Here is an 11,965-nt window from a genome sequence, read left to right as displayed (position 1 = left end):
CGAGGGCTTGTGTTGCATAATCGCAACACCATATGCGAGCGTATATTCAAGCACAGGGGTTTCCAGATGAATCTCGAAAAGTTCACCGACCGCGCCAAGGGCTTCCTGCAGAGCGCGCAGACCGTTGCGATCCGCATGAACCATCAGCGGATCACGCCGCTGCATATCCTCAAGGCGTTGCTCGAGGACAATCAGGGCATGGCGGCGCAGCTGATCCAGCGCGCGGGCGGCAATCCTGGCGTGGCGATTACCGAAGTCGATACGGCGCTGGGCAAGATCCCGGCGGTTTCCGGCGGCGGGGCGCAGTCGACGCCGGGGCTCGACAACGATGCCGTGCGCACACTCGACCAGGCCGAACAGCTGGCGGAGAAGGCGGGCGACAGCTTCGTGCCCGTGCAGCGGCTGCTCCAGGCTCTCGCCCTGTCGGACAATGACGCAGGCAAGGCGGTCAAGTCCGCCGGTGTGGATGCGAAGTCGCTCGAAGAGGCGATCCAGGAAGCGACCGGTGGTCGCAGCGCGGACAGTGCGAGCGCTGAGGAAAGCTACGACGCGATGAAGAAATACGCCCGCGACCTGACGCAGGCGGCGCGCGACGGCAAGCTCGACCCGGTCATCGGCCGCGACGAGGAAATCCGCCGGACCGTGCAGATCCTCGCCCGGCGGACCAAGAACAATCCCGCCCTCATCGGCGAACCCGGCACCGGCAAGACCGCGATTGCCGAAGGGCTCGCGCTCCGCATCGCCAATGGCGACGTGCCCGACAGTCTCAAGGGACGCACGCTGATGGCGCTCGACATGGGCGCGCTGATCGCGGGCGCAAAATATCGTGGCGAGTTCGAGGAACGCCTCAAGGCCGTGCTCGACGAGGTGAAGGGTGCCGATGGCCAGATCATCCTGTTCATCGACGAAATGCACACGCTGATCGGTGCGGGTGCGAGCGAAGGCAGCATGGATGCGGGCAATCTGCTGAAGCCTGCCCTGTCGCGCGGCGAACTGCACTGCATCGGCGCGACCACGCTCGATGAATACCAGAAATATGTCGAGAAGGACCCCGCACTCCAGCGGCGCTTCCAGCCCGTCTATATCGACGAGCCGAGCGTCGAGGACACGGTCTCGATCCTGCGCGGCATCAAGGACAAGTACGAGCTGCACCACGGCGTGCGCATCACCGACGGGGCGATCGTCGCGGCGGCGCAGCTCAGTAATCGCTACATCCAGAACCGCTTCCTGCCCGACAAGGCCATCGACCTGATGGACGAAGCGGCGTCGCGGATCCGCATGGAGGTCGAATCCAAGCCCGAGGAAATCGAGGGCCTCGACCGCCGCATCATCCAGCTGCGGATCGAGGAGCAGGCCCTGCAGAAGGAGAGCGATTCCGCCTCGAAGGATCGCCTCGAAGCTCTGCGCAAGGAGTTGTCCGAACTCGAACAGCAGTCCTCCGAGCTGACCACGCGCTGGCAGAACGAACGCGACAAGATCCACGCCGAGGCGCGGGTCAAGGAAGAGCTCGATCAGGCGCGCATTGAGATGGAGCAGGCGCAACGGGCAGGCGACCTCGCCAAGGCGGGCGAGCTGCAATACGGCAAGATCCCCCAGCTCGAAAAGCAGCTCGCGGAAGCCAGCGGCCAGACCGAGAACGCGCTGCTCAAGGAAGAGGTCACCGAAGACGACATTGCCGGTGTCGTCAGCCGCTGGACCGGCATCCCGGTCGACCGGATGATGGCGGGCGAGCGCGAGAAGCTGCTCGATATGGAGAACATCCTCGCCAAGCGGGTGATCGGCCAATCGCAGGCCATCGATGCCGTATCCAAGGCCGTGCGCCGCGCGCGTGCCGGACTGCAGGACCCGAACAGGCCCCTCGGCAGCTTCCTCTTCCTCGGCCCCACGGGTGTCGGCAAGACCGAGCTGACCAAGGCGCTCGCCGGCTTCCTGTTCGACGACGACCAGGCGATGGTCCGCATCGACATGAGCGAATTCATGGAGAAGCATGCGGTCGCCCGCCTGATCGGCGCGCCTCCGGGCTATGTCGGCTATGAAGAGGGTGGCGTGCTGACCGAAGCGGTGCGGCGCAGGCCTTATCAGGTCGTACTGTTCGACGAGGTCGAGAAAGCGCATAGCGACGTATTCAACGTGCTGCTGCAGGTGCTCGACGACGGGCGCCTGACCGACGGGCAGGGCCGCGTGGTGGATTTCACCAATACGCTGATCATCCTGACATCGAACCTCGGCAGCCAATATCTCGCGCAGATGACCGACGAGCAGAAGGTCGAGGATGTCGAGCCGCAGGTGATGGATGTGGTGCGCGGACATTTCCGCCCCGAGTTCCTTAACCGGCTGGACGAGATCATCCTCTTCCATCGTTTGGCGCAGGAGCACATGGCCCCGATTGTCGAAATACAGGTCGCGCGCGTGCAGAAGCTGCTGAAGGATCGCAAGATCACGATTGACCTGACAGAGGGCGCGAAGAAGTGGCTCGGCCGGGTGGGATACGATCCGGTCTATGGCGCAAGGCCGCTGAAGCGGGCGGTGCAGCGTTACCTGCAGGACCCGCTGGCGGACAAGATCCTGCGCGGTGAGGTGCCGGACGGCGCCACTGTGGCGGTCGACGAGGGCGACGGCGCGCTGGAGATGGCAGTCAGCTGAGACCGGATGGCGGCTGGGTCCGTCTCCGCAAACAGTCACCACACGAAAAAGGGCCCCGGTTTCCCGGGGCCCTTTCCTTTTTGGTCCGAAGGTCGCCCTTCGCTCGAACCTACAGCTCGATGTTGAAACCGGCGTACCAGTAACGACCGAAGTTGTCGTAAGGTTCACCGCCGGCGATGCCGAGCTGGCCGAAGGGCGGCTTCACGTCGAACGCGTTGTCCACGCCGAGGTAGAAGCTGAACTCTTCCTGCACATCGAAGGTCACGCGGAAGTTGTTGTAGATCTTATCCGAGAAGGTCGGATCTTCATACTGGTCCGCGTTGTTCGGATCGAGGGTGACCAGTTCGCCCGGCGTACAGGTACCACCCGACGAGCCTACCGTACCTTCTGGCGGGCAGAGACCCGGATACGGGTTCTGGTTCTCGTACGCGCTCTTGTACATCGGACCGATGTAACGCGCCGACCAGGTCAGGGCGACATCGCCGAAATCGTAGGTCGTATTGAGCGAGGCGGCCCAGTCGGGATCGCCCAGTTCGCTCTTGATACGGTTCGGATTGTCCGGAAGCGTCGGATCTTCGTAGAAGTTCAGCTTGAGCAGGTGCGTTGCGATTGCGCGCACGCTCAAACGGTCACCATTGTCGAAGGTCCGGTTGTACCGCACGTCGATGTCGATGCCTTCGGTTTCGCGCGAGGCGAAGTTGACACCGCTCGAAAGCACGGCCGGCTCAAGGAAGAACCCGGTCGTCGCGTCGCGTGCAACTGTCGTACAGAAGGGGTTATCAATCCCAGACGGCGAATCGTAACAGTTGTTGAGGATCGTCTGAGCGCCGAGGACGGCGATCTGATCTTCAATCTCAATATTGTAATAGTCGACTGTCACACTGAAGCCGGGCAGGAAGCGCGGTTCGACAACCACGCCAAGAGTGAGGGATTTACCCTTTTCCTCCGAAAGGTTCGGATTGCCTCCGGACGTGTATGCCGTCGATGCTGTGATCGCAGGGCAGTTGATGAACGGATCGCCGAGTTCACGACGATCAGCTTCGACCGAACTTCCTTCACACGCAGCGACCGCCGCCGCGTTCAGGGTCGTCGGAACGCCGGCCGCAGCGCAGTTTGCCCTGCGGTTCGGGTTAACGCTGATATTGCCCTGACCGATGTCACAGGGGTCCGCCAGGAAGGCAAAGTTCTCCGATTGCGGCGAGTAAAGATCGCTCAGCGTCGGCGCACGAACCGAGACGGCGTAACCCGCGCGGAAGCGGATATCCGGGATCGGTGCGTAGATGCCGTTCACGTTCCACGAGAAGGTCGTGCCGGTTGCGGTGTTGTAGTCCGAAACACGAGCTGCACCGTTGAGGGTCAGCTCTTCGGCGAAGGGCAGGTCGGCCAGCAGCGGAACGCGAAGTTCGCCGAAAGCTTCCTTGACCTTCAGGGCCGGCGGGTCGAACGGCGCGATGGCGTTCAGGAACGTGCCGCCGCTTGCGGTAAGTTCGTCGAATGCCTCGAAAGCGCGCTCTTCACGGTATTCACCGCCGATTGCGAAAGCGATCGGACCGCCTGGGAGTTCGAACAGACCCGACAGGTCGCCGGCCAGCGAAGCCAGAACCACGAACTGTTCGGCATTGCCTTCGCGGCGACCGGTCGTGTTGACGTAGTCCAGAGCTGCCTGGCTCGGAGCACCGAAGCCGAACAGGTTGATCGGCACACAGTTCGGGTCGTCATTGCTCGGATCGGAGTCCGCATTGATGCGGCAGACCGGGTTACCTGCACCGTTCAGGACGGCATCGGCAGCCAGGTTGAAGCCTGCCGGATTGCCGTCGAGATCGAACAGGACGAGGTTGTTCAGCGAACGCAGGTCGGTTTCGAGACGACCGTAGTTCGCCGACAGCTCGTAGTTCCAGTCGTCGTTGAACGTACCTTCGATACCGCCGACGATGCGATAGGTCTCACGCGTCTGCAGTTCGCCGCGACCACCGAAGTCGATGTTGAAGCGGCTGAGCGGAACGGTTTGCGTGTTCGTGCGGCCCGCCGAGCAAAGGCCGAAGCTCTGCAGCGTGCCGAGCGCCTGATCGTTCAGGAAGGCGTTGTCGCAGAACAGCGGGTTGCCGCCAACGTAGGTCGGACCGCCAACGAAGAAGCTCGGCTGGCCTTCCTGGATGGCTTCGAGACGAACATACTTCGCTTCGACGAATGGACGGAAAGCGTCGGTGACGTCGAAACGGGCAAGGATGTTCGCCGTGTAGCGCTCGAGACCGGCAGCAAGCTGGCCGGTGTTGCGCAGCGTGGAGCCGCCACCACCGACGACGTTGCCCGAGAACGGAAGCGGATCGTCCGGCGTATCGACGAACAGATTGCCGTTCGGCGCAAAGCGAAGATATACGCCGCCGCCGAGGCTGCCGAGCGTACCACCGTCGGAGATCGACCCGTTGCGAACACCGCAAATGGGCTCGAGATCGGTGATGCCGTCGCTCCCGAAGTCACCTTCGTCGCCCGGATCGTCGCTGACAAGATTGTACTGGCAGCGGCCGCTATAGGCCCCGGTCAGATCGTCGCGCTGACGGAAGTACAGCGGGTCCGACTTGGCGTACTCGCCGGAAACCGCGATGTTGCCGCGACCGTCGGCGAAGTTCTTGCCGTAGGTTGCGGAGATAAAGCGGGTCGCACGGTCGCCTTCTTCCGAAATACCGGCCTGGCCGCGAACGGCGAAACCTTCGAAGTCACGCTTGAGGATGAAGTTCACCACGCCGGCGACAGCGTCCGAACCGTAAACGGCGGAGTTACCACCGGTCACCACATCGACACGCTCGAGCAGGTCGACCGGGATCGTGTTGACGTCGACGATGAAGTCGCCCGGCAGCGCGGTCACGTGGCGCTTGCCGTTGACGAGGACCAGCGTACGGCTTGTGCCGAGGCCGCGAAGGTCGAGCAGGTTGAGACCGGCCGTGCCGATGAAGCGGGTCGAGTTGCCCTGGCTGAAGGTGGTGCGCAGCGACGGAAGATCGTTCAGCGCGTCACCGAGCGAGATGTCGCCCTGGTTGGTCAGGTCTTCGGCAGTAACGCTGGTGACCGGAACCGGCGATTCGAGGTTCGGACGCGCAATACGCGAACCCGAAACGATGATAGCGTTTGCCGGAGCCGGATCGACGACAGCATCCGGGCCTTCGTCGGCCGTTTCGGACGCGTCCTGCTCGGACGTATCGACGTCCTGCGCATAGGCCGGATTGGCCAGCGCAAGGGCGGCGAGACCGGCACCGGTAAACAGCGCGGCCCGTCCACCCAGGGTGGAAAAGGTCTTCTTCATGATTGTCAGTCCCCTACTCAAGCCGGGGTTGTCCGGCTGATGGCGCGATAAAAGCAAGCGTTTGGGGTGGACGCAAGCAATGCTAGGCGAAAACCCTTGGAGCAGGGCAGATCGGGATTGAAGGGTCACCAATTTGCAACAGTTTTGCGAGATCGTCAGATCTTTCGGTCCACAGAGGAGCTGCTGACATCCGGCACCCCCTGGCGAACCCGCAGAAATTTCGGGCCTGGCTCGATTTCATTCAGGTAGAAAGGCCAATCTGGCTGAATGGCCAGCCGGTTGATCAGTTTCCGCCGCAGATGCTCGCGTCGCTGCAGACGCCCTCGCGATTGGCGAGCCGTCCCGCCTCGTCGCGAGTCTCGCTGTAGAAGGCGATCCATTCGTCACGTGTCTTGCACAGCCGCTCCCTCTTCGCCCGCGAGCCGGTCACCTTGAAGGATTTGCAGATTTTCGCATCATCGCCTGCGTCCCGCTTCTCACGATCGGTCGTGCGAGTTTCAGCCGATGTGGCCTGCTTCGAATTCGACTGCATGCTGTGCACGGGCGTCGTGAGAGCGCATAGGCTCAGGGCGATGATGACGGTGGCTGCTTTCATGATGAAGTCCTTCAGCGATCAAATCGCAATGCTGTGGGCCGAATGCATAAATCCCACGAATGATAGCTTATAAAAAAAGGGGCGGCAACCGCCGCCCCTTTCCTTGGTCGATTACCTTCGAAGATCAGAAGGTCATACGTGCGGTTACCGAGTAACGACGGCCGAGCGGGTCGTACGTCGAGGGGTAGATGTTGCCGCTGTTATATGCGGTCGAGCCGATGTTGCTGCCGACCACCTTCGGTTCGTTGTCGAACAGGTTGATCACTGCGGCGGTGAAGCCGAAGTTGTCCGTAACGTTGAAGTTGGCGGTCAGGTCGAAGTAGTGTTCGGCACCGATCGTGGTGAATTCCTCGAGGAAGTCACCAGCGAATTCCGGCTCCACTTCGACGGCATCGATGAAGCGCCACCGCAGAGACAGATCGGCATCGCCGACACTCAGCGTGGTACGCTGCGTGAAGGAGAACTCCGGCTGAATCGAGGGGCAGTTGATGCTGTAGTAGCCTACGCAATCGCGATTGAGGCTGTTCGGATCGTTCTGGTTCGCCTTGAACGTCGAACGGTTCGTCCAGTTGCCGAAGAAGCTCAGGTCGAGTCCTCCGAAGCCCAGGTCCGTGTTGAAGTTCATGGTCAGGTCGATGCCGTCCGTGAACACGCGGCCCTGGTTGGTCAGGACCAGCGGCAGACCCGGCGTGGTCGCGACGCTGCCGAACAGGTTACCGGTCGCCGGGTTACGACGGATTGCGGTACATGCCGGATTGGTGGCCGAAGGCGTGCCGGTGAAGCAGGCACTGAACACGTCATCGATCGTCGGAGTGGTAATCGCGTCGGTAAGCGTGATGTTGTAGTAGTCGAACGTCAGCGTGAAGTTACGCAGGAAGCCCGGCTGGATCACGGCACCGACAGTCCACGTTTCCGCGTTCTCGGCGTCGAGGTTGGGGTTGCCGCCCGAAGTGACGTTAACCTGGCCGGCCGGATCGACGATGATATTGCCGATCGAAGAAGCCGGGGCGCCCTGTGCAAGACAGACGGCACGCAGGTTCGCGTTGTTGGTCGGGGCTGCGCCCGCGCACGGGTCGTTGCTGAAGTTGTCGAGGCCCGTCGTCGGAACTGCGAACAGTTCGGCAATGTTCGGAGCGCGCGTCACCTTCTGGAAACCACCGCGATACTGCACACCGTAAACCGGGGTATAGGTACCGCCGATCTTCCAGGTGTATTCGGTGCCGGTCGTCGAATAGTCGGACACACGGCCCGCCAGTTCGAGCGTCAGTTCCTCACCGATCGGAGAATCCACCACCAGCGGAACGATGAGTTCGCCGAAGGCTTCCTTCACGTCGTAGCTACCATCGGCGTCGGGCGATGCTGCACCATTGCCGAGCACCTCGCCGGGCGTCTGCGAAAGCAGGTCCGAGCGGCTGAAGGCGTAGTAGTCGCGATATTCGACACCGGCCGCAATGCTGATCGGATCAGCAGCGATACCGAAGCCGAGATCGCCCGAAATGAAGGCCTGGATCTGGCTGAGCTCTGCGCCTTCGGTGCCGGAGTTGCCGACGTCGAGGAAATCCTGAACTTCGGGGGTCAGGCTACCGAGAGGACCGAACAGGTTGATCGGCACACAGTCGTTCGAGGTGTCGAGGCAGGTGTCCGGGTTCGTCGAGAGCACGGACTGCTGAAGCCGGGTGAACGTACCGTTACCCGACTGGCGCGAGACATTTTCGCTCTCGCCGTATGCACCGAAGATTTCCCAGTCCAGATTGTCGGTCAGGGCGCCGCGCGCACCGGCCTTGACCTGGAAAAGGCGGGTCCGGTACTCGTTGAGACGCGGCCCGAATTCCACGAAGCGACGACCATAGTCGATGCCGACCGTACGATAGTTCGGATCGTTCGGATCGGTCGCCAGTGCAGCGGCATCACATTCCGCCTGGCCGAAGAGGGCCTGTACGCCTGCCGTGTCCCCATCGGTGTCGAGTCCGCAAATCTGGTTGCGGATGCCGGCCGTCAGGAACGGGTTGGAGAGGGGGGTTTCGAGAACGTTGCGGAAAGTACCCGACGGAGCGATGATCGTCGAAGTCGTGTTCTGAACGAACATACCTTCGGCGAAGACTTCGATCGCGTCGGTGATTTCGAAGCGGCCGGAACCGAACATGCGGTACTGTTCCAGCGGAGTCTGGTAGACGTTGAACGGGTTGAAGTTGAACGGTGCGTAGAACGGACGCAGCGAATCGCCGTCGACCTGCAGCGTTCCGCTGGTCGTGCCGGGAACGGTTATGACGGACGGGACTGCGGTCGACGAACCGCCGGGAAGCCCGCTGAACGACGAGATGTTCTCGCGGCCGTATTCCCGGTCGCCCTGGAAGACGGCTTCGCGATCGGTGTAGCCGACCGAGAACACCGCGTTGCCGCGGCCATCGGCGAAGTTGCCACCGACCGTGAGGTCTGCACGGAACGTGTAACCGTCACCTTCTTCGGTGATCGCGTTGGTCGCGGCGAGTTCTGCGCCCGAAAAGTCCTGCTTGGTGATGAAGTTGACGACGCCGGAGATGGCGTCGGCACCGTAGGCTGCGCCGGCACCGCCGGTCAGCACGTCCATCCGCTCGAGCAGAGCAACCGGGATCACGTCGATGTTGGTAAGGCCGTTGAGACCTTGCGGAACGACGCGCGTGCCGTTCAACAGCACGAGGTTGCGGTTGGCGCCGAGGCCACGAAGGTTGATGTAGGTCGAACCGCCGTTACCGTTGTTGACGTTGGAACCGACGCTAGGGACGATACCCGGAATCTGACGCAGCGATTCTTCGACCGTGTTGGCCTGCTGCAGCGTCAATTCTTCGGCGGTCACGACCGCAACCGGGCTCGCACTTTCGATATTGGGGTCTGCAATGCGCGAGCCGGTGACGACGATCGCCTGTCCTGCCGGAGCCGTTGCTGCTTCTGCTTCAGGCGTTTCTTCCGAAACCTGGGCCATCGCCGGCTGCGCGATCAGCGCGAGACCGAGAGCGGCAGGAGCCGCGCTGGCTTTGAAATATGTCTGGAGTTTCACTCGATTGTGTCCTTCTTCCGTTACATGCATCGACCACTCGATGCATGTGTAAGAACCCCCATGGATGGACTGCCTGCACCGGTTTTCCGGACGACAGGCCCATCGGCGGAATATGGTATCTGCCTCGCAGGATAGTTACATTGCAAAGCAAATCTGGCGGATTTCCGTAATGCTCGAACGTGTGTTGCGCGAATCCCACACATGTTGGGCGCTGCGAGACGATGCGATTGCGCTTACGTATGCACGTCATTTTCTGCGCGCCCTTCCGTGCCGCTTGACCTTAACGTAAGGCGCCCATAGGCGAGTGGCGAAACGAAACTCAAACCGATCCAGTCAACGAGGAGCCTGCCATGCCCGAAGCCTATATCGTAGAAGCCGTCCGCACTGCCGGTGGCCGCCGCGGGGGCCGGCTCGCCGGGGTCCACCCGGTCGATCTCGCCGCCACCTCGCTCGATGCGATCATGGAGCGTAGCGGCCTCGAAGCGAAGGCGGTCGATGATGTGGTGATGGGCTGCGTCAGCCAGGGGGGCGAACAGGCGATGCAGGTCGGGCGGAACGCCGTTCTGGCAGCAAAACGCCTGGGCGAGGGCGTGCCCGCCGTCACTATCGATCGCCAATGCGGCTCCAGCCAGCAGGCAATCCAGTTCGCCGCGCAGGCTGTCATGAGCGGCACGCAGGACGTGGTCATCGCCAGCGGTGTGGAAAGCATGAGCCGCGTGCCGATGGGCTCGACCGCGATGTTCCACATGAAAGAGGGCCTCGGCAACTACAAGTCGCCCGGACTCGAAGAGAAGTATCCCGGCATCCAGTGGAGCCAGTTCATGGGCGCGGAAATGATCGCGCAGAAGCACGGCTTCTCCAAGGACGATCTCGACCGCTTTGCGCTGCACAGCCATGAAAAGGCGATCGAGGCCACGAAGTCCGGCGCTTTCGAAAACGAGATCGTCGGCGTGGAGATCGAGACGCCCGAGGGCGAGGAATGCCACACGGTCGACGAAGGCATCCGCTTCGACGCCACGCTCGAGGGGATTGCCGGCGTCAAGCTGCTGAGCCCCGAGGGCAAAATTACCGCAGCCACCAGCAGCCAGATCTGCGACGGATCGAGCGCGGTGCTGGTCGTGTCCGAGAAGGCACTAAAGGAATACGGCCTCACCCCGATGGCGCGCATCCACAATTTGACCGTGACGGCGGGTGATCCGGTGATCATGCTGGAAGAGCCGCTGTTCGCCACCGATCGCGCGCTGGAGCGGGCCGGCATGAGCATCGGCGATATCGACCTTTACGAGGTGAACGAGGCTTTCGCGCCCGTTCCGCTTGCCTGGCTCAAGCACACCGGAGCGGACCCCGAGAAGCTCAACGTCAACGGCGGCGCGATCGCGCTCGGCCACCCGCTCGGCGCATCGGGCACCAAACTCATGGCGACCCTGGTCCATGCGCTGAAGGCGCGCGGCAAGAAATACGGCCTGCAGACGATGTGCGAAGGCGGCGGCGTCGCCAATGTCACCATCGTCGAGGCCCTTTGAGAGCATCCGCGCTCGGGCGTCGAGGCGCTCCAAGTTTCAATCTTACGAGAGGACATTTTTCATGGAAGTATCAGCCAACACCCCCGCCGTCGTCACCGGCGGCGCATCGGGCCTCGGTGAAGCCACCGCGCGCGCGCTCGCAGCCAAGGGCGCCAAGGTCGCCATCTTCGACATGAACGAGGAAAAGGGCGAAGCGGTCGCCAAGGACATCGGCGGCGTCTTCTGCAAGGTCAACGTCACCAGCGACGAGGATGTGGACGCCGGTTTCGCCAAGGCGCGCGAGGCGCACGGGCAGGAGCGGATCTTGGTCAATTGCGCCGGCATCGGCAATGCGATCAAGACCGCCAGCCGCGACAAGCAGTCGGGCGAGATCAAGCACTTCCCGATCAGCGCTTTCGATTTCGTGATCCAGGTGAACCTCATCGGCACCTTCCGCTGCATCGCCAAGTCGGCAGCCGGCATGATGAGCCTCGACCCCTTGAGCGATGAGGGCGATCGCGGCGCGATCGTCAACACGGCTTCGGTTGCTGCCGAGGACGGCCAGATGGGCCAGGCGGCCTATTCCGCTTCGAAGGGCGGCGTGGTCGGCATGACGCTGCCCATCGCGCGCGATCTCATGCGCGAAGGCATCCGCGTCAACACCATCCTGCCGGGCATCTTCAACACCCCGCTGATGAATGCGGCCCCGCCGCAAGTGAAGGACGCGCTGGCCGCCAGCGTGCCGTTCCCCAAGCGCCTCGGCAATGCGGAAGAATACGCCAATCTCGCCATGTGCATGATCGAGACCGGCTATTTCAACGGCGAGGACGTGCGCCTCGACGGTGCGATCCGCATGGCACCGCGCTAGGCGTCATTTCGCAGGTAAGGATATT

General features: G+C 62.2%; 6 protein-coding genes. 3 read left to right on the top strand and 3 right to left on the bottom strand.

Going from position 1 to position 11,965, the window contains the following annotated elements; translation table 11 throughout:
* Positions 1-66: 66 nt before the first annotated feature.
* Complete coding sequence (gene clpB, locus P8R33_RS02745; protein ID WP_278327457.1) at positions 67-2,643, top strand: ATP-dependent chaperone ClpB; 2,577 nt, start codon at positions 67-69, stop codon at positions 2,641-2,643.
* A 109-nt stretch (positions 2,644-2,752) separates the two neighbouring features.
* Here clpB and P8R33_RS02740 read toward each other — a convergent pair whose 3' ends face one another.
* The 3 genes from P8R33_RS02740 to P8R33_RS02730 form a co-directional block, all read right to left on the bottom strand.
* Complete coding sequence (locus P8R33_RS02740; RefSeq protein ID WP_278327456.1) at positions 2,753-5,941, bottom strand: TonB-dependent receptor domain-containing protein; 3,189 nt, start codon at positions 5,939-5,941, stop codon at positions 2,753-2,755.
* Between the two features lie 283 nt (positions 5,942-6,224).
* Positions 6,225-6,536, bottom strand: coding sequence for a hypothetical protein (locus P8R33_RS02735; protein WP_278327455.1), 312 nt, complete (start codon positions 6,534-6,536; stop codon positions 6,225-6,227).
* A gap of 124 nt (positions 6,537-6,660) precedes the next feature.
* Positions 6,661-9,570, bottom strand: coding sequence for a TonB-dependent receptor domain-containing protein (locus tag P8R33_RS02730; RefSeq protein ID WP_347569025.1), 2,910 nt, complete (start codon positions 9,568-9,570; stop codon positions 6,661-6,663).
* Between the two features lie 350 nt (positions 9,571-9,920).
* On the opposite strand from P8R33_RS02730, the gene P8R33_RS02725 reads away from it, so the two are divergent.
* Both P8R33_RS02725 and P8R33_RS02720 read left to right on the top strand, forming a co-directional pair.
* Positions 9,921-11,093, top strand: a complete 1,173-nt coding sequence (locus P8R33_RS02725; RefSeq protein WP_278327454.1) for an acetyl-CoA C-acetyltransferase — start codon at positions 9,921-9,923, stop codon at positions 11,091-11,093.
* A 61-nt stretch (positions 11,094-11,154) separates the two neighbouring features.
* Entirely contained in the window at positions 11,155-11,940 is a 786-nt protein-coding gene (locus P8R33_RS02720) for an SDR family NAD(P)-dependent oxidoreductase (RefSeq protein ID WP_278327453.1), read from the top strand.
* Positions 11,941-11,965: the final 25 nt, after the last annotated feature.

Source organism: Qipengyuania flavescens (assembly GCF_029688735.1).
In the GTDB taxonomy this organism is placed as follows: Bacteria; Pseudomonadota; Alphaproteobacteria; order Sphingomonadales; family Sphingomonadaceae; genus Qipengyuania.
Note: the sequence above shows the minus strand (reverse complement) of the source record. Positions and strands in the feature narration are given on the sequence as shown.